The sequence below is a fragment of the Mesorhizobium robiniae genome, from assembly GCF_040545535.1.
Classification (GTDB): domain Bacteria; phylum Pseudomonadota; class Alphaproteobacteria; order Rhizobiales; family Rhizobiaceae; genus Mesorhizobium; species Mesorhizobium robiniae.
On the sequence record NZ_JBEPMC010000003.1, the window covers coordinates 525,996 to 544,521 of the forward strand.

Annotated in this window: 15 protein-coding genes and 1 tRNA gene; 9 read left to right on the forward strand and 7 right to left on the reverse strand. The window is 63.0% G+C overall.

What is annotated here, in order from left to right:
- The first annotated feature begins 203 nt into the window (after nt 1-203).
- Together ABID19_RS10690 and ABID19_RS10695 are read left to right on the forward strand one after the other, a co-directional pair.
- Nucleotides 204-1,295, forward strand: a complete 1,092-nt coding sequence (locus ABID19_RS10690) for a Gfo/Idh/MocA family protein (RefSeq protein WP_354490282.1) — start codon at nt 204-206, stop codon at nt 1,293-1,295.
- Between the two features lie 332 nt (nt 1,296-1,627).
- Nucleotides 1,628-3,064, forward strand: a complete 1,437-nt coding sequence (locus ABID19_RS10695) for an amidase (protein WP_354490284.1) — start codon at nt 1,628-1,630, stop codon at nt 3,062-3,064.
- A gap of 404 nt (nt 3,065-3,468) precedes the next feature.
- Here the strand turns inward: ABID19_RS10695 and ABID19_RS10700 are convergent, their stop codons facing one another.
- Complete coding sequence (locus ABID19_RS10700) at nt 3,469-3,831, reverse strand: hypothetical protein (RefSeq protein ID WP_354490286.1); 363 nt, start codon at nt 3,829-3,831, stop codon at nt 3,469-3,471.
- Nucleotides 3,832-4,146: 315 nt separating this feature from the next.
- Here ABID19_RS10700 and ABID19_RS10705 point away from each other — a divergent pair, with 315 nt between their 5' ends.
- The gene (locus ABID19_RS10705) at nt 4,147-5,070 is read left to right on the forward strand and encodes a lipid kinase (protein WP_354490288.1); all 924 of its coding nucleotides are present in this window, start codon (nt 4,147-4,149) and stop codon (nt 5,068-5,070) included.
- 928 nt (nt 5,071-5,998) lie between these two features.
- Here the strand turns inward: ABID19_RS10705 and ABID19_RS10710 are convergent.
- A tRNA-Gly gene (locus ABID19_RS10710) sits at nt 5,999-6,073 on the reverse strand.
- A gap of 233 nt (nt 6,074-6,306) precedes the next feature.
- Here ABID19_RS10710 and ABID19_RS10715 point away from each other — a divergent pair.
- The 4 genes from ABID19_RS10715 (at nt 6,307) to ABID19_RS10730 (ending at nt 9,056) form a co-directional block, all read left to right on the forward strand.
- Nucleotides 6,307-6,804, forward strand: a complete 498-nt coding sequence (locus ABID19_RS10715; protein WP_354490289.1) for a prolyl-tRNA synthetase associated domain-containing protein — start codon at nt 6,307-6,309, stop codon at nt 6,802-6,804.
- Between the two features lie 94 nt (nt 6,805-6,898).
- Entirely contained in the window at nt 6,899-7,891 is a 993-nt protein-coding gene (trxA, locus tag ABID19_RS10720; protein WP_354490292.1) for a thioredoxin, read from the forward strand.
- Nucleotides 7,892-8,055: 164 nt separating this feature from the next.
- On the forward strand, nt 8,056-8,727 hold the full coding sequence (locus ABID19_RS10725; RefSeq protein WP_354490294.1) for an LON peptidase substrate-binding domain-containing protein: 672 nt from the start codon (nt 8,056-8,058) through the stop codon (nt 8,725-8,727).
- A gap of 92 nt (nt 8,728-8,819) precedes the next feature.
- A complete protein-coding gene (locus ABID19_RS10730; RefSeq protein WP_352936622.1) occupies nt 8,820-9,056 on the forward strand; it encodes a Trm112 family protein in 237 nt (78 codons plus the stop codon).
- Nucleotides 9,057-9,121: 65 nt separating this feature from the next.
- Here the strand turns inward: ABID19_RS10730 and ABID19_RS10735 are convergent, their stop codons facing one another.
- From ABID19_RS10735 to ABID19_RS10745, 3 genes are read right to left on the reverse strand one after another with little or no spacing between them, the layout of a single operon-like run.
- On the reverse strand, nt 9,122-12,409 hold the full coding sequence (locus ABID19_RS10735; RefSeq protein WP_354490296.1) for an error-prone DNA polymerase: 3,288 nt from the start codon (nt 12,407-12,409) through the stop codon (nt 9,122-9,124).
- Complete coding sequence (locus ABID19_RS10740) at nt 12,406-13,881, reverse strand: DUF6504 family protein (protein WP_354490297.1); 1,476 nt, start codon at nt 13,879-13,881, stop codon at nt 12,406-12,408. Before ABID19_RS10740 ends, ABID19_RS10735 begins: the two co-directional genes overlap by 4 nt.
- Nucleotides 13,823-14,854, reverse strand: a complete 1,032-nt coding sequence (locus tag ABID19_RS10745) for an ImuA family protein (protein WP_354490299.1) — start codon at nt 14,852-14,854, stop codon at nt 13,823-13,825. Before ABID19_RS10745 ends, ABID19_RS10740 begins: the two co-directional genes overlap by 59 nt.
- A 174-nt stretch (nt 14,855-15,028) precedes the next feature.
- On the opposite strand from ABID19_RS10745, the gene ABID19_RS10750 reads away from it, so the two are divergent.
- On the forward strand, nt 15,029-15,451 hold the full coding sequence (locus ABID19_RS10750; protein WP_352936630.1) for a metallopeptidase family protein: 423 nt from the start codon (nt 15,029-15,031) through the stop codon (nt 15,449-15,451).
- 90 nt (nt 15,452-15,541) lie between these two features.
- Here the strand turns inward: ABID19_RS10750 and ABID19_RS10755 are convergent, their stop codons facing one another.
- Both ABID19_RS10755 and ABID19_RS10760 read right to left on the reverse strand, forming a co-directional pair.
- Entirely contained in the window at nt 15,542-15,748 is a 207-nt protein-coding gene (locus ABID19_RS10755; protein WP_292164902.1) for a DUF1737 domain-containing protein, read from the reverse strand.
- Between the two features lie 26 nt (nt 15,749-15,774).
- Nucleotides 15,775-16,668 (reverse strand): HpcH/HpaI aldolase/citrate lyase family protein, encoded by an 894-nt coding sequence (locus ABID19_RS10760; protein ID WP_354490301.1) that lies wholly within the window; start codon nt 16,666-16,668, stop codon nt 15,775-15,777.
- Nucleotides 16,669-16,969: 301 nt separating this feature from the next.
- Here ABID19_RS10760 and ABID19_RS10765 point away from each other — a divergent pair, with 301 nt between their 5' ends.
- Nucleotides 16,970-18,523, forward strand: coding sequence for a DUF4153 domain-containing protein (locus ABID19_RS10765; protein WP_354490303.1), 1,554 nt, complete (start codon nt 16,970-16,972; stop codon nt 18,521-18,523).
- The last annotated feature ends 3 nt before the right edge of the window (nt 18,524-18,526 follow it).

Consider the following 18,526-nt stretch of genomic DNA (forward strand, 5'->3'; position numbering starts at 1 on the left):
TCATCAATGGTTTCGCCAATCACCAGCGTTGCAGGAAGGGCGCTGAGGTTGCGGCGGTCTCCCTTCTCCCCGTCACTATACGGGGAGAAGGTGCCGGCAGGCGGATGAGGGGCAGCGCCAACCTGAAGTGATTGCCCTGGATAAACATACGGGCGGCGACGGGAGTGCCACCCGCGATTCAATCAAGAAAAAGGGAGGTGGCTTTGGCCGACAAGGTGAAAGTGCTGGTGGTTGGGCTGGGCAATATGGGCGCGTCGCATGCCAGCGCATACCATCGGCTCGACGGATTCGAGATCGTCGGCATCATGAGCCGCACGATCAAAAGCAACACAAAGATCCCGGCGGAATTAGCCGGCTATCCGCTCTACGAGGATTTCGACCAGGCGCTGAAAGAGACCGGGCCGGATGCCGTTTCCATCAACAGCTGGCCCAACACCCATGCCGAATACGCGCTGAAGGCAATCGACGCCAACTGCCATGTGTTCATGGAAAAGCCGCTCGCCACCAATATCGAGGATGCCGAAAAGGTCGTCGCGGCAGCGCGAGCAAAGAACCGCAAGCTGGTGCTCGGGTACATCCTGCGCGTCCACCCGTCCTGGATCAAGTTCATCGAGGTCGGCAAGACGCTGGGCAAGCCGCTGGTCATGCGGCTCAACCTCAACCAGCAGAGCAGCGGCAGCGCCTGGCACTGGCATAAGAACCTGATCGATTCGCTGATCCCGATCGTCGATTGCGGCGTCCACTATGTCGACGTGATGTGCCAGCTAACCGGCGCCAAGCCGGTCCGCGTGCACGGCATCGGCGCCAAATTGTGGGCGGAGGCCGACAAGCAGAACTACGGCCATCTGCACGTTACTTTCGATGACGGTTCGGTCGGCTGGTATGAGGCGGGCTGGGGGCCGATGATGAGCGAGACGGCCTATTTCGTGAAGGATGTGGTTGGCCCCAAGGGGGCGGTCTCCATCGTCGCCGGCCAGACGGCAAGCAGTGCGGCTGAAGCAGCCGAGGTGTCGAACTCCGCCGACATCGATCGCCACACCAAGACCGATGCGCTCAAGATTCACTATGCCGCGGTCGATGGCGACAAGAATTTCAGCAAGCCGGACGAGATCGTCAGCATGGAGGATGAACCCGGCCACCAGGAGCTTTGCGACCGCGAGCAGGCATTCTTCCTGCGCGCCATCCGCGAGGATCTCGATCTGACCGAGCAAATGGATGCCGCGGTCAACAGCCTGCGCATCGTGCTTGCCGCCGAGCAGAGCATCGCGGAAGGGCGGACCGTGGAACTGGCCTGACAAAGTCCGGCTGCTGGCGCGAAGAGGAGGCGCCGGCAAGCCCGTAGCATGATCGCCGTGTTGAGCGACAATGGCGGATCTTGGCGCCGCCCCTCATCGCCCTGCCGGGCACTTCTCCCCGTATAGTGACGGGGAGAAGGACGCCTTCGCAAAGGATTTCGCCAATCTCCGGCGTTGCAGAGGGAGCGCCAGCGTTGCGGCCAGTCCCCTTCTCCCCGTTTACGGGGAGAAGATGCCGGCAGGCAGATGAGGGGCGGCGCTACGATCCGGCGATTGGCCTGGAAGCGATAGCCGTCGGGCCTATCCGCGACGGCAGAACGAGGGAGAGAGACATGGCCGAAATCACCGACAGTTTCCTGGAAACCTACGCCGAGTCCGACGCGCTGGACCTCGCTGGGCTGGTTAAGCGTGGGGAAGTCTCGCCGGCCGAGCTTGTCGAGGCGGCCATCACGACGATCGAGCGGCTCAACCCGGCGCTGAACGCGGTGATTCACCGGCTCTACGACATGGCGCGGGCTTCGGCTGAGACGGTCGATAGAAGCGCACCCTTTGCCGGCGTACCATTCCTGCTCAAGGAACTGGCCTCGTCCTGGACTGGAGCGCCCAACACCAACTCCTGTTCTTTCCTCAGAGATGTCGTCGCCGATTTCGACACCGAGGTCGTGCGCCGCATGAAGGCGGCGGGCCTGGTGCTTGTCGGCAAATCCAATGCGCCCGAGAATGGCTGGTCGATCACCACAGAACCAAAACTTTACGGCGCGACGAAAAACCCTTGGAAGGACGGCATCACGCCAGGCGGTTCGAGCGGCGGCGCGGCGGCGGCGATCGCCGCGCGCATGGTGCCGATCGCCGAGGCCAGCGATGGCGCCGGCTCGATCCGCATTCCGGCCTCCTGTTGCGGCATTGTCGGCCTGAAACCGTCGCGCGGACGCGTCAGCCTGGCGCCTTTCGGCGACTATTGGTACGGCGGCGCCTATTTCCTGTGCTGCTCGCGCACGGTGCGCGACACCGCCGCCTACCTCGATGCCGTGGCCGGCGCGCTGCCCGGCGATCCCTATACGCCGCCGGTCCCGAACGGCAGCTGGCTCAGCCTTTTGACGCGCGCGCCAACGAAGCTGCGCATCGGCTTCACAGTCACGCCGCCCAACGGCACGGCTGTAGACCCCGAGGTCAAGGCCACGGTGCTGGCGACGGTGGCTGCGCTCGAGCGCCTGGGGCACGATGCCGAGGAGCACGACATGCCGCTCGACGCCGATGCGGTGTGGAAAACCTACACCAACATGACCTGCGTGCAGACGGCGGCAGCCTTCGGCTATCATGAGACGGTCATCGGCCGGCCGGTGACGCAGGCCGACGTCGAGCCGGTAACCTGGGCGATCATCGAGCGCGGCCGCGCGACGAGTGGCATCCGCCACATCTCCGATGTCGAGACGATCCGTCAGATCGGCCGCGACATCGTCGGCGATCTCGCGCCCTACGATCTGTTCATCACGCCGACGCTCACTCAACTGCCGAAGCCTTTGGGCTACTACGACATGTCGGAACCCGACATCGACCGTTACAACGCGAAATGGACGGACGCCGTCTTCGCTTTCCCCTTCAACATCTCCGGACAGCCGGCGATCTCGCTGCCGCTCGGCTGGTCCGCGGGCGGCGTACCGATCGGCGTGCAGCTAGTCGGCCGCTATGGCGATGAAGCGAGCGTGCTCGCCGTCTCCGCGCAGCTGGAGCGGGAGATGCCGTGGAAGCACCGGCGGCCTGAGATGTAGAGCGGTTCATCGTTCACGGAAACGCCGAACCGCTCTAAGTATTTGTTTTTACGCAATTCCGGACGGAAAACCGCTACGCACTTTTCCTGGAATTGCTCTAGGTGGCTTGCCCGGGCCCAGGGCACCGGAGTAGGCGCCGTGGGTGAAGCTGCCAACGTGCTGCGCGCCGCTATGGACTCCGGCTTCGGCTCGCTCAGCGCCTTTTCTCACACAGAAACGCACCACCGGCCGAAGCCGGTGGTGCTCTCTGGACAGTCTGTAGGGGCAGGACCGTCCAGGGATCCGAGGGGATCGGGATCAATGTCGGCTCTTCTTTGACCCAGGGCATCGGCCGAACAGATGAAAGGAGCCCCCCGGGCGGGCAAGAATTTTCGATGGTGCGGTGCGCCGGCCGAGTTGCAATTTTATTCGGCTGCGTCTGGAATTTCGCCTGAGGAGTCGTCAGAAGACTCTGCCGGGTCATCCCCGGCCTTTCTTGCCAGGAACTTGTCCAAGGCTGCCTGCAACGACAGGGTGGCCTGCGGTGAGGCGGGCGTCGTCGAAACGACAGCCATTGCATGAGCAATTCCCCTCGTGGATTTATCCTTGGCCGCCGCAGACGTGGCGGCTCCGTGTCCTTGCGAGCCTGCTCCAGCCGAGTTTCCGCCGTTGCCTTTGCTTCCGCCATTACCCTTGCCGCCGCCATTGCCACCGGGTCCGGCTAGGACTGGAGAAGCGACAAGGGCGAGGACGGCGGCCGTTGCGAACAGAATGGTTCGAGTTTTCATGGTTTCTCCTTCGAGCCGCCCTCCCGCCAGGATGGTTCCAAGTATGTGAGGACTCTCTAATCTGAAGGTCCACTACTTAGCCAGTTTCGTTTAAATACAACCGCCCGCAAGGGACCTTGGTCCGAGATTGAAACGCAAAAGTCCTAAAGCCCTCTCGAGGAGAGCCTATTCCGCGCGGCACAGCAGTACTTGGACATCGGACACCGTTTTGCCGCGGGGGAAACCTCGCCGGAGGTCAAGAAGCGAGGATTGGGGTCGAAATTTGCCGCCAGCCACCTTATGTGCGTGGCCATGAACCGTCCGGCCAGGCTCTGAATGAGCAAAAAAACCAACAGGCGCGCATTGCTGCTCCTCAATCCCAAGGCGCGGCGCGGCCAGGAGTCGATGGCGCCTATTGTGGAGCGGCTGGAGGTCGGCGGGCTTGCCGTCACCGTCGAGACGTTCGAGGCGTTGCCCGAGCTTGCACGCGACATCGTGCGTTTGCGCCATCTGGCCGATCTTGTGATCGTGTGCGGTGGCGATGGTTCGGTGTCGTCGGCGGCGATGGCGGTCGTCGAAAGCGGCCTGCCAATGGGCATTATCCCGATGGGAACGGCGAACGACCTCGCGCGAACGCTTCACATTCCGACAAATCTGTTGCAGGCCGCAGACGTGATCGTGCAAGGCAGAACTCGACGGATCGATGTCGGCACCGTCAATGGGCACGCCTTTTTCAACGTCGCGAGCATTGGACTGAGCACCGAACTGGCGCTGGGGCTCGATCCCGTTCTGAAGAAGCGTTTCGGCAGGCTTGGCTATGCGTTGGCGGCGATGAAGGTGTTGACCAAGGCCGAGCGGTTCCATGCGAAGATTACCGAAAAAGGTACGACTATCGAAGCCGAGACCTACCAGATTGCGGTTGGAAACGGAGTGCATTACGGCGGCGGCAATGTGGTGGAAGAGACGGCTGAGATCGATGACGGACATCTCGACCTCTATAGCTTGGAGATGACGAATCTCTGGAAGCTGGCGCTGATGCTCCGCTCGTTCCGCTCCGGAACGCATGGCCTCTGGCGAGAGGTGCGCACGGCCAGGTGCATCGAGTTCGACATCGAGACGAAAGTGCCAATGCCGGTCAACACGGATGGCGAGATCGTCACCTCGACACCCGCCCATTTCAAAGTTCTGCCGAAGGCGATCTCGGTGCTCGCTCCACCTCTCCCACGCGGGAGAGAAGCTGGCGCGGTCGAACCTAAATAACCGTCCAGCATGTCGTAACGGCCCGGCATGTCGTAACAGCCTGGCACGTCGGCCGATGAGATGAAGGATGAGATGAAGAATGCCCGCGCCTCCGGGAGAGGTCGCGGGCAAAGGTCTGTTGGGATCAGAGAGGCTGATCCAGATGAATGTGGGTATCTTGCACGACCAGCGCATCGGCCAAATGAATGAAAGCCCGCGCCCGAGGAGGGAAAGGACGCGGGCTGATCGGAGGGAGCATCCGATCTCGCAGCATTTGTCTACTGGAATAACGCTGCTGGGGCCGAACCATCGTCGATGGCCTGTGTTCCACACGCTTCACAAAAAAACTGCCGAACCCTTAAAACGCTTTGGAGGCGCGCCAGCAGCTCTTCCATGATTCGCGCCCGATGAGGTCAAGGGCTTGCACGCAGAACCACGCTAGCACCCATGTAGCACGCTTTGCCGAATACCTCCTAATCAGGGTCTTTCTCGTCGGCCGATTGGCGCTCTCGCCGATCAAGTTCCTCCTGAAGTTCCGCCGCCAGCGCGATAAGCTTCGGGGTCAAAGGCTGATCGCCGACAAACCTTAGCAACCTGCGTATCTTCCGACGATAATCTTCCGATCTGATCAAAACTCGAAAGGTGTCATTCTCTCGCGATGGCATGACGGTCACCTCGTTTCAAACGCAACTCTTTGGTGCCTTCAGGGGTTCCACGAGGGTCGGAAACTTTGGAACTTCGTGCCGTGGGAGGACTCGTGCCCGCGCCATGATGCGCGGGCATTCAGGTGAAGCGGCGGCAGCATCAAAATCCCCTAAGCCGGGGTGTGAAATTGACCATGGATAAAAATATATGAGCGGAGACCGCCCTGGGCGTGCCGCTCCCCAAAACGAAAAAGACCGGAAGGGGATCCGGCCTACTTCGCAATTGCTTGATTCCCTTGGGAAACTGGAGCGGGTGAAGCGATTCGAACGCTCGACCCCAACCTTGGCAAGGTTGTGCTCTACCCCTGAGCTACACCCGCTCGCGCGGCTTTTTGGGCCGCAAGCCGCGCCTATATGGCTGAAGGGCGCGGCGATTGCAACAGGGAAATCGCAGGTTTTTTGGTCCGCACCCGGCGACATAAACAAGCCTTCCGTAGCGAGGACAGGAACGGAATCGGTGGCCTCGCCGCGCGACGGTCTTGTCTCGGCCGCGTCATTGGCCGTAAACGGCGTGATCCAAACCGCGACAACAACAAGTCCGACAAGAAACAACATGCCGAAAACCGAAGCCGAGCTTTTTGCTTTTCTCGCCGATCTTGGGATCGAGGTCTCGACCCTACGTCATCCGCCGCTGTTCACGGTCGCCGATTCGCAGGCGCTGCGCGGAGAAATCGCCGGCGGGCACACCAAGAACCTGTTTCTCAAGGACAAGAAGGACAATTTCTTCCTGGTCAGCGTCGGCGAGGAGGCGGTGGTCGATCTCAAGCAGATACACCATGTGATCGGCGCTGCCGGGCGCGTGTCTTTCGGCAAGCCGGAGATGCTGATGGAGCTTCTCGGCGTCGTTCCGGGCGCGGTCACCGTGTTCGGCGTAATCAACGACACGGCGGGAAGAGTGAAGGTGGTTCTCGATCAGGAGTTGATGGACCATGCCATCATCAACGCCCATCCGCTGACCAACGAGGCAACGACATCGATCGCTGCCGCCGACCTCGTCAAATTCGTCGAGGCAACCGGGCATGATGCTGTTATCTTGAAAGTCACGGCATGATCGCCACATGGATGGCGATAAACCGACTTCTGAGTGAGGATATGGACGTTGTGCCGGGCCGGTGGGCTGGCGGCGCGACCGAAAGGGCGACGAGATGAGCGACAACAATCAATTTGGCGGCCCGTTTGGCAGCAATGGCGGGCAATATGCCACCACAGTGCAGTATGGCGGCACCGAGGCCGCCCCGGCGAAAGTCGCGCTTGGCGAGCCGGCTGTCGATGTCATCAAGGACACGACGACCGCCGCTTTTGCCGCCGACGTCATCCAGGAATCGCGCCGTCAGCCGGTGCTGGTCGATTTCTGGGCGCCCTGGTGCGGGCCCTGCAAGCAACTGACGCCGCTGCTGGAAAAGGCGGTCACGGCCGCCGGCGGCAAGGTCAAGCTGGTCAAGATGAACATCGACGACCATCCTTCCATCGCCGGACAGCTCGGCATCCAGTCGATCCCGGCGGTCATCGCCTTTAAGGATGGCCAGCCGGTCGACGGCTTCATGGGCGCCATTCCCGAGAGCCAGATCGCCGCGTTTATCGAGAAGGTCGGCGGCAAGACCAATGGTGCGCCGCAGGTGGCCGAGGCGCTTGCCGCGGCCGCGGAGGCGCGCGACGCCGGCGATGTGCAGACCGCGGCGGACATCTACGACGCGATCCTGGAGCAGGCGCCGGAGACGATCGAGGCCATTGCCGGGCTTGGCGATCTGCTGTTCGAGGCCGGCGATGCCGAGGGCGCCGAAGCCGTGCTGGCGCGGGCGCCGGAAGCAAAGAAGGATGCACCGCCACTGGCCGCGGTGCGCGCCAAGATGGCGCTTGCCGCACAGGCGTCCGCGCTCGGCAATCCGGCCGAATTCGAGCGTCGGCTGGCTGAGAACCCCGGGGACCATCAGGCACGTTTCGATCTTGCCATGATCCAGAACGCCAATGGCGAGCGCATGGCGGCGGCCGACAATCTGCTGGCAATCGTCAAGGCCGATCGCTCGTGGAACGACGACGGCGCCAAGATGCAGTTGCTGCAATTCTTCGAGGCATGGGGGATGACCGACGAAGCAACGCTGGCGGCGCGGCGCAAATTGTCGTCGCTGCTGTTCTCCTGAGCGCGCATCAAGCTGTTTTTGCCTGGTGGCCTTGCGGTCGGCGGCGGCTGCGCCAGATTAGGGGCCAGACCGGATCCGTTTTTCGCTTCCTGACGATTTACACGCCAGGTTGCGATGGGCGGTCGGATTGATGCGCTTCTGGACGAAGCGAGCGGAGGACTGAAGTGCAGGCGGGAAACGCGCATTACCGGCTCGATACGGATTTGCCGTCGACGGTGCCGATCTTCCCCCTTGAAGGCGCATTGCTGCTGCCGGGAGGCCGCATGCCGCTCAACATCTTCGAGCCGCGCTATCTGGAGATGGTGGATGAGGCGATCGCCGGATCGCGGCTGATCGGCATTATCCAGCCCAGCCTCGACGGCGCGCGGCGCGCCGATGGCGAACCTGAACTCTGCAATGTCGGCTGCGCGGGACGCATCATTGCGCTTTCCGAGAGTGGCGACGGCCGTTACCTGATTTCGCTGCAAGGCGTGTGCCGGTTCCGCATCGTGCAGGAGCTCGCGGTCAAGACGCCCTTCCGCCAGTGCCGGTTTGCCCCCTTTCTCACCGATCTCGATGAAGATCAGGCAGAGACAGAGATCGACCGGCCGGCGTTGCTCAAGGCATTTCGCGCCTATCTGCAAGCCAACGATCTTGAAGCCGACTGGGAAAGCGTCAGCCGCGCCGAAAATGCCATGCTGGTCAATGCGCTGTCGATGATGGCACCCTACGGGCCGGCCGAGAAACAGGCGCTGCTCGAAGCGGCGGACCTGAAAACACGCGCCGAAACGCTGATCGCCATCACCGAAATGGCGCTGGCGCGCGAAAACGAGGATTTCGGGTCGAGCCTGCAATAGGTTGGGTGGAAGGGCGCTGTCTTGCCTTCTTCCACAAGGGGAGAAGGCTGCGCGAAACCTGAAGTGATTGCCCCAGAGAAGGACAGACGGAAATGGTGGATGGGCGTGACGGAAAGAATGCCAATGTCGACCCCAGGCTGCTGGAATTGCTGGCCTGCCCGCTGACCAAGGGCCCGCTCACCTGGGATCCGGAGCGGGGCGAGCTCATCTCAAGGGTCGCTCGGCTTGCCTATCCGGTGCGTGACGGCATCCCGATCATGCTGCCTTCGGAGGCGCGCGCGATCCCTTTGGAGGACGGATTGCCGCCGCGCCTGGGCGGACCGTCCTGAACAACAGCGATTCTTCGCTGTCCCGCCGGCATTCGCGAGATTGTGCAGCGCCGCACCGGCATCCTTTATTGAAAATTGCGCCCCTTGGGCATGACCCTTTCTGCCTTCCCCGATAGCGTCGCGATATCCTGCCGGTCGCTTTGCACGACAGGTACATCGGGCTTCTCCTCCAAAAGCACGGACAGCCAGGGCGTCAGATCCTCGACCTTTTCGGCGACGATATGGATGACATCCGATTCCGACTGCAGTTTGCCGGTGACACGAACGAACCGCGCCCCCATGACAATGGGCCGGTAGCGGTTGAAGGTCCTTTCCCAAAAAATGACGTTGGCGACGGCCTGCTCGTCTTCCAGCGTCAGGAAAATCGCTTTGCCAGTGCCTGGGCGCTGCCGCACGAGCACCAGGCCGGCGACGGAGACCCGCCTGCCATCCGGCACGGAGGGGAGGCGCGCATTGGGCGTGACGCCGGAACGATCCAGCCGTTGGCGCAGGAAGGCAAGCGGATGCGCCTTCAGCGACAGGCCGAGCGAACGGTAGTCGTGGACGACGTGCTCGCCGAGCGGCATTGTCGGGAGCCTGGTTTCGGGTTCAAGGTCGCGCAAACGGATCGCCGGCCGGTCGAACAGCGGCAGGGTCTCGGCCGCACTCCTGCCGTCGAGGGCGCGGACCGCCCACAGGGCGTCGCGGCGGTCGAGACCAAGCGAACGGAAAGCGTCGGCTTGCGCCAGTTTCTCGATCTCATCGACATAGAGGCCTGAACGCAGCCAGACATCGCGAACGGATGCGTAGCCGTCGCCGCGTCTGGCGACAAACACCTCCATGCGCTCCTTCGACAGACCTTTGACTTGGCGGAAACCCAGCCGGACGGCATGATTGGTCCGGATGACGCCGCGCATCTGGGCATGGCGTTCGAGGATGCGCGCCGGATCGAAAGGCTCCTCCTCCAGCGCGCAGTCCCAACCGGAAAAATTGACGTCGACCTCGCGGATTTCGACGCCATGATCGCGCGCGTCGCGAACAAGCTGAGCCGGCTGATAAAATCCCATCGGCTGGGAGTTCAGGATCGCGGCGCAGAACACGTCGGGATAGAAGGTCTTGAACCAGCACGAGGCATAGACCAGCAGGGCGAAGGAAGCGGCATGGCTTTCGGGAAAGCCATATTCGCCGAAACCTTCGATCTGCTTGAAGCAGCGTTCGGCGAAGTCTTTCTCGTACCCTCTCTTCATCATGCCATCCACCATCCGCTTGCGGTAATTGCCGATCGTGCCGGTGCGCTTGAAAGTGGCCATGGCGCGGCGCAATTCATCGGCTTCGCCCGGCCTGAAGCCGCCGGCGACGATGGCGATCTTCATCGCCTGTTCCTGGAACAGCGGCACACCCAGCGTCTTGCCGAGGATCTCCTTCAGTTCCGGCTTGGGATATTCGGCCTTCTCCTTGTCCTGCCGGCGGCGCAGATAGGGATGGACCATGTCGCCCTGGATCGGGCCCGGCCGCACGATCGCCACCTCGATGACGAGGTCATAAAAGGTGCGCGGCTTGAGGCGCGGCAGCATCGACATCTGGGCGCGCGATTCGATCTGGAAGACGCCGAGCGTGTCGGCGCGGCAGATCATGTCGTAGACATGTTCGTTCTCCGGCGGCAGGGTGGCCAGCACATAGGGCTGGCCATAGTCATCCCGCGCCTCCGGATAATAATCCCTAAGCAGCGTGAAGGCGCGCTGCAGGCAGGTCAGCATGCCGAGCGCCAACACATCCACTTTAAGGATTTTCACCGCGTCGAGATCGTCCTTGTCCCACTCGACCATCTTGCGTTCATCCATCGCCGTCTTGATGATGGGCACGATCTCGTCGAGCCGGTCCCTGGTGATGACGAAGCCGCCGACATGCTGCGACAGATGACGGGGGAAGCCCATGATCTCGTTGGCGCATTCGATCACATGCCTTGTCGATGGATCGGCCTGGTCGAGACCGCCGGCCCTGGTCTCCTTTTCGCCGAGCTCCGAGGTCGACCAACCCCAGATCGAGCTGGACAACGCGCTCCTGACATCGTCCGACAGGCCCATCGCCTTGGCCACTTCGCGCATCGCCGACCGGCCCCGGTAGCTGACGACGGCCGCGGCAAGCGCGGTGCGCTTGCCGCTGTATTTGGTATAGATGTACTGGATGACTTCTTCGCGCTTCTCATGTTCGAAATCGACATCGATATCGGGCGGCTCGTTTCTCTCCTCGGAAATGAAACGCTCGAAAAGCGAGTCGATCCGCTCGGGTCCCACTTCGGTTATGCCGATGCAATAACAGACCACCGAGTTGGCCGCCGAGCCGCGCCCCTGGCAAAGTATGCCCTGGCTGCGGGCGAATTTGACGATGTCGTAGACGGTCAGAAAATAGCGCGCGTAGTTCAGACGCTCGATCAAAGCGAGCTCTTCCCGGATGCGCTTCGTCACATCGGCGGGAACGCCTGCGGGATACCGTATCGCTGCACCCTCTCGAGCCAGCCTTTCCAACTCGGCCTGTGGCCCGAGGCCCGATTCCGTCGGTTCGTCGGGATAGTTGTATTGGAGATCACTGAGAGAGAAGCTCAATTCGCCGGCAAAGCGCAACGTTTCCGCCAGCGCTTGCGGATGCCTGCGGAAAAGCCGCGCCATCTCCATTGGCGGCTTCAAATGGCGCTCGGCATTGGCCGCCAGCTCCAGCCCCGCTTCGGCAACAGGCACGTTGAGGCGGATCGCCGTCAGCACGTCCTGCAACCGGCGCCGTTCGGACGTATGGTAAAGAACGTCGTTGGTCGCCATCAGCGGAATGCCCGATGCCTCAGCCATGGCAGCCGCCTGCTCGATGCGGAAGCGGTCGTTGCCCTGATAATCCGGCGCAACGGCAAGCCGCAAAGCCTTGCCAAATCTATCCTTAAGCCGGCTAATCAGTCCAAGGTGATCTTCCGCCGGCGCCGACAGATCCGGCAGGACCGCCAGCGACATGAGATCGCCCCATTCGAAAAGGTCGTCGCGATAGAGAAGCGGTGCGCCCTTTTCGCTTTCCTCGCGCATATTGGCTTGCGTCAGCATGCGGCACAGATGGCCCCAGCCCTTGCGGTCCTGCGGATAGGCGAGAACATCAGGCGTGCCGTCGCAAAAAACCAGGCGGCAGCCGGGATGATAGGAAAGACCTTCCACCTTGGCCTGCTGCCAGGCGCGCACGACACCGGCCACCGTGTTGCGGTCGGCAAGCCCGATCGACGAAAATCCCAGGAACTTTGCTGCGACCACCAGCTCCTCCGGTTTCGAGGCGCCGCGCAGGAACGAGAAATTCGACTGGATGCCGAATTCGGCATAGGGAACGGCCGTCAGCGCGTTCATGCGAAGACCCCATGCATGAACCAGCGCGGCGGGATTTGAGAGGCGCCGTAGAGACCCTGGCGGTAGAGCCAGTAACGGCGGCCGTCGCTATCCTCGATGCGGAAATAATCCCGCGTCGGCGCGTCTTCCTGCCCCGACGCCTCCCGCCACCATTCCGGGGCGATGCGTTCCGGCCCTTCGGCGCGCGCAACCCGGTACAGCGCGCGCCGCCAGCGGAAGTTCATAGGCGGCCCCTCAGGCATTTCGGTGGCCGGGACCTCGATCGGTTCGGGCGAACGGAACAGCCGGATCGGGCGTTCCGGCCGGAAGACAGGCTTAGCGTCTTGTATCTTGTCCGGCTTCTTCGGCGGAGAGACCCTTTGCGGCGCTTCCGCGAAGGGAAGCGTGGCGACGGCGCGCTCGGGCAGATGACTCTCGACGGCAACCGGTTTCAAAACCGCGCTGTCGCCGAGCCGGGCGCGGATGCGGTCGGCGAAAAGGGCGATGTCGGCGCCGTCATCGCGCGTCTCGCCGGCGAGATCCGCCTGCTGCATGTCGAAGGCCGCGGCCGTCAGGACCGAGAGGCGCACGAGATCGAAGCCATAGCCGGCATCGATATCCTGTTCGAGCGCGGCTAGCCTTTCGTGGAACAATTTCTGGATCAACAGCGGCTCGCGCAACGGCCGCGAGGTGCCGACGGCGATGCGGCTGACGGCGCCGTCGACGCGGAAGAGCAGCAGCGCCAGCCTTCTTGCGCCTTCGCCGCGACGCTCGAGATCCACCTTCAAAGTCGTCGCCAGCATTTTCACCAGCCGCTCTATTTCGTCGGTCAGCATGATGGGTTCTGCGAGGTGGCGTTCGACCGAAAGCGGCGCGACCGGCAGGCGCGGCGACACCGCCTCGTCGAGGCGGCCGAGCGCCTGGTCGAGACGCAAAAGCAGAGAGACACCGAAGCGGCGGGCGAGCGGCGCGCGGGGGGCTGCCATGACGGCCCCCGCCGTGCGCAGGCCGACGCTTTCCAGGCTGGCGCGGATATCAGGCTCGATGCGTAGAGCCGCCAGTGGCAAGGGTGCGAGAAGCGCTTCCTCCTCGCCACCGGGGACGATGCGGTCACTGGCAAACCGCGCTGCCGCCCAGGCAGCACCTGGCGTCGCGGCAAGGCCGGCGCGGACATCAAAACCCTGATGGAAAAAGCGCGACAGGATGTCGTCGAGCATCGAGCGTTCGCCGCCGAAAAGATGGGTGCAGCCGGTGACGTCGAGGAACAGGCCATCGGCTGCGTCGAGCGCCACCAGCGGGGTGTAGCGATCGCACCAGTCGGCAAGGCTTTCGAGCAGGCGGCGGTCGGCCTCGGGATCGGCTTCCAGTACGTCGATCGACGGATGCATGGCACGCGCGTCGGCTATGCCCATGCCGCGCTTCAGGTGAAGCGCCTCAGCCCGCTCGTCGAGGGCGGCGATGCGCTGCGCGTTCCCCTGGCGATGGCTGATCACCAGCGGCAGGTGATCCGACGGCCGGGAACGCCAGGACCGCCCCAGACGCTGCCGCAGGACCCTTTCCGCGGCGAGATGCGGGAACCACAGGGACAGAATTCGCTGCCCTTCTTTCCTCGCCCCGTCTTTCTTCGAAACTGTGTTCATCGGGGTTCCACTCCAGTGTGAATTGTCCTGGCAAGGCCGTGCGGCTCTTGCCGATGCTGACGGTGAAGGCGGGACGGCCGATCGACCCGGCAAGCGGCCGGGCAATCGTCTGGCGGGATGCCGACGGCGCCGCCGACAGGACGAGGCGTACGGGTGCCGCCGTCGGCTCGGGTTCGCCGGCCTGGCGCAGCAGAAACACCGGCCGGCCGGCATTTTGCGCCCGGGCGTGCAGCCGCCGCGTCGCCGTGAGGTCCAGCCGCTGCGGGCTGCCGCGGATTTCGAGGATGACGGCGGCGAGCGCGGTCATCCGGGCGGCTTCCTCGGCGATCCACAGCGCATCGAGGAGTTTTGGCGCCTCGGAAAACAGCAATTGCTCCGGCTCGATGCCGAAAACAGCGTGAAGCCCCCTGGCATAGGGGAAGCCCGCCTCCCGGAAGATTTCCGCGGTGCCGATCCACAGGACCGGCAATTGCGGCCCCTGTTTGAGGATCAGGCTGACGAGCGACAGGGCGAAGCCGGCGACGGCCCCGGCATCACGTGTCGCGGCGCCATGGATCTCGTTCAGCGCCGCCTTCGGCAGGCCGCCGCTAAGCGCGGTGTCGAGACCTTCGGCACCGGTGCGCAGAAACGCATCAGGCGGCGCCACGGCGAGGCCGCGGCGGACGATTGTCAGACCATCCGCTGTTGGATTCTGGGAGGTGACGTCAGCATCAACGGGGGCTGCGCCGGCCGGCGCCTCCAAGCGCTCGGGCAGCGTTCCCTCGATCTTCGCGATCTGGCGGCGCAGGGCAAAAACAGTCTCCCGCGCCACGGCGCTTGTCGCCATGACGGTCAGCTTCCACTCACAATTGTTCCTGTTATGTTCCTATAGATTCCAGAGGCCACCCGAAGAGTCAAGCGGAGTCATGGGGAATTTATTCCTGCCCTTGCGTTAACGGCAACCCGGCCATTTGCCGAGTCCGGCTCGAAAGCCTATATGCCGGGATCAGAAGGACAAAGCATGGCCCGCATCTACAAGACCCGTGTCTGGCACGACCAGCTTTCGCCGTCGATGGAGGAAATGGAGTTCCTGGCGTTGGAGGCTTATGCCCACCTGCCGGAGGATTTTCGCAAGCTGACCGGCGAGATCGTCATCCAGATCGCCGAATTCCCGACCGACGAGATCATGGACGATCTGTCGCTGGAAACGCCTTTCGACCTGCTTGGCCTGTTCGAGGGGCGCGGCATTGCCGAGCGCTGGAACCCGCAGACCGGCGAGGGGCCGAACCGCGTCACGCTCTACCGCCGCGCCATCCTCGACTACTGGGCCGAGAACGAAGAGACGCTGGGCGACATCGTTACCCATGTGCTGATCCACGAGATCGGCCATCATTTCGGCCTGTCGGACGATGATATGGAGCGGATCGAAGAGGCGGCGGAGTAAAGGGCCCCACGCTTCGTCATCCCAGGGTCTCCGCGACGTCGCTTCGCTCCTGCTCCGCCCTGGGATGACGAAAGACGAGCAGAAACCTCCCTACCAATCGCTGAGCTTGGTGTTGGGCCCGTATTCCTGGCCCTCGATATCCTTCACCACGGCCTGGCCGCAGCGCATGCTCTTGGTCTGCTTGTCATAGGCATAGGTTGGCGAGCCGAACAGGTGCCAGCCCTTGTTCAGCGCCGCCGTCACCTTGTGGCAGAAGCTGGAATCGTCCGGGCCGGACAAAAAGCGGTAGAGTTTCATTTTTCATTCCTGTCGTGAGTTGCCAATCATGCCCCGATGGCGGCCGCCTTCGCCAGCAGTTTTTCGGCCTGCGCCAGATGCAGCCGTTCGACCATTTTTCCATTCAGTGCAATGACGCCCTTGCCGGCATTCTCGCCAAGCGCGAACGCCTCTTTCACCGAACGCGCCTCGGCCAGCGCTTCGGCAGATGGCGCAAAGGCCCGGTTCGCAGCCTCGATCTGGGTCGGATGGATCAGCGACTTGCCGTCAAACCCCATGGCAGCCGCCTCCCCGCATTCGCGCGCAAAAGCGTCCAGGTCGCGAAAATCATTGAAGACACCATCGAGCAGGTCAAGGCCGCCGGCGCGCGCGGCGAGCACCATCTGCATCAGCCACGGTGTGAGATAGCGCCGGTCGGGCGTGGCGAGAATGCCGGTCTCCTTGACCAGATCGTTCGTTCCGGCCACGAAACAAGTGAGCCGCGAGGCCGGATCGCGGCCAAGCTCGGCAATCGGTCCGATGTTGAGCAGAGCCTTGGGGGTTTCGATCATCGCCCATAGTTTCACCGCGTCGGGTGCGAAATTGTCGTCGAGAACGTCGCCGGGTTCGAGGACATCGCGCGGCGTGTCGACCTTGGGCAGCAGGATGGCGTCGGGCTCGCAGCGTGCCGCGGCCAGCAAATCGTCGGCGCCCCATTCGCTGGAAAGCGCATTGATGCGCACGACCATCTCGCAGCGCCGGCCATAGTCGTTGGCAACTGGGCGATCGGCGAAGATGCCGGCGAGTTTTTCGCGCGCGGAGACCTTGTCGGCGGGAGCGACGGCATCTTCGAGATCGATGATGACGGCGTCGCAAGTCAGCGAGGCAAACTTGGCCAGCGCCTTGTCGTTCGAGGCCGGGACGTAGAGCACCGAACGGCGCGGGCGGTAGGTTTCGGTCATCATACCAAATCTATGCCGCCTGCGGCCGGTCGAGGCAAGCCGCTTTGACCTGCATAAAAACTGCACAAAAGTCCCGAAAATCTCCTCGCATCCGCCCCGCCGCCGGCACTTCCGCCGACGACAAGGGCGGCATGCAAGAGCGAGAAAAACTCCGTTGGTCCCTGCCTTACCGGCTCCGAAGTGAGGGCTGGTGGCTCGTCGATCCACCCCGGACGCATCGTTCGGCGACCCTCTTCCCCCTCATCCCTAAATCTCTGCCCAGATATGCCGGCCGCATCAAAGCCGCCGAGAGAATCCGATCATGACATCGTTGCTTACGGCCGCGCCGAGCTATTGCGCGCGATTCGGCGTTGCGGTCCTGCTTGCCGCGCTGGCCGATTTTCTCTTCTACGGGCAGCCCGTCGGCATCACGCTTTTCCTGTTCGGCATTACGCTTGCCGCCGCAGCCGCGGTCATCCAGCCTTCGGCGCTCAGCGCCCGCGGCCTGTGGCTCGGGCTCGGTGCCTTGCTTGTCGGGCTGCTGCCGCTCATTGAAAATGTCAGTGCGCTCTCCGTCGCGATCGGGCTTGCGGCGATGGCCGTCTTCGCGCTTTCGCTGGCCGGCCGGCTGCGGCGCGGGTTTGCCCGCATTGCCGGCCAGGTTGCGCTCTTCCTGCTCGCGGCACCATTCCGGTTCGCCCACGATTTCTTTCGCTGGCGCAAGGCGGCGCGGCGGCTTGGCCGACGGCGCATCCGCTTTGCGGCGATCGCCGTCTGGGTGATGCCGTTGACGCTGGGAGCGGTGTTTCTCGCGCTGTTCGGCGCCGCCAATCCGGTTGTCGAATACTGGCTGTCGCTGATCGATCTCCTCGCACTGCTCGACCTCATCCAGCTGCCGCGACTGGCCTTCTGGCTGTTCATACTTGCCGGTGTCTGGGCCTTTCTGCGCCCGCGCCTGCCACGCTTTCTCCGCCGCATTGCGCGTGTGGTGTCGTCTGTGCCTGTCGGTCGGGTGACGACGACAAAACCCGCCAAAGCGATCGAGGACATCATCTTCGGCAAGGCCGCCATTCTTCGCGCGCTGGTCGTCTTCAACATCCTATTCGCCATCCAGACCGCGCTCGACGCCACCTATCTGTGGGGCGGCGTCGCCCTTCCCGACGGGCTGACCTACGCCGCCTATGCACATCGCGGCGCCTATCCCTTGATCGTCACGGCACTGCTCGCCGCCGGCTTCGTGCTGGCGGCGCTGCGGCCGGGGAGTGCGACCTCCAGCGATCCGCTCATCCGCCGGCTGGTCTATGTCTGGGTGGCGCAGAACATCGTGCTGGTCATCTCGTCGATCCTGCGGCTCGACCTCTATATCGGCATCTATGCGCTGACCTACTGGCGCGTCGCCGCCTTCGTCTGGATGGGACTGGTTGCGGCGGGCCTTGCCCTGATCATCGCCCGCATCGCGCTCGAAAAATCCAACGAATGGCTGCTTTCCGCCAATCTTCTGACGCTTTCGATGACGCTCTATGCCTGCTGCTTCGTCAACTTCGCCGCACTGATCGCCAACTACAATGTCGAGTACTCATTCGAAATGACCGGCCAGGGCACCGAACTCGATTTCTGGTACCTGCGCTCGCTCGGCCCCAGCGCCTGGCCGGCGCTCGACCGCTTCCTCGAGCATCAAGCCAGCACGAATGCGGCCAGCCTTCCCTCCTACAGCGAACTCGCCCGTACGCTTGGGCAGGACGAGGCCTGCTATCGTGCGGCCCGAGAAAACTGGCGCGCCTGGAGCTTTCGCGACTGGCGGCTCCTTCGTACTCTCGACACGCGTATCCCGTTCGTGGTTCCTCAGGGCTCCGAACCCTTCGTGCCGGGCCGCTGATTC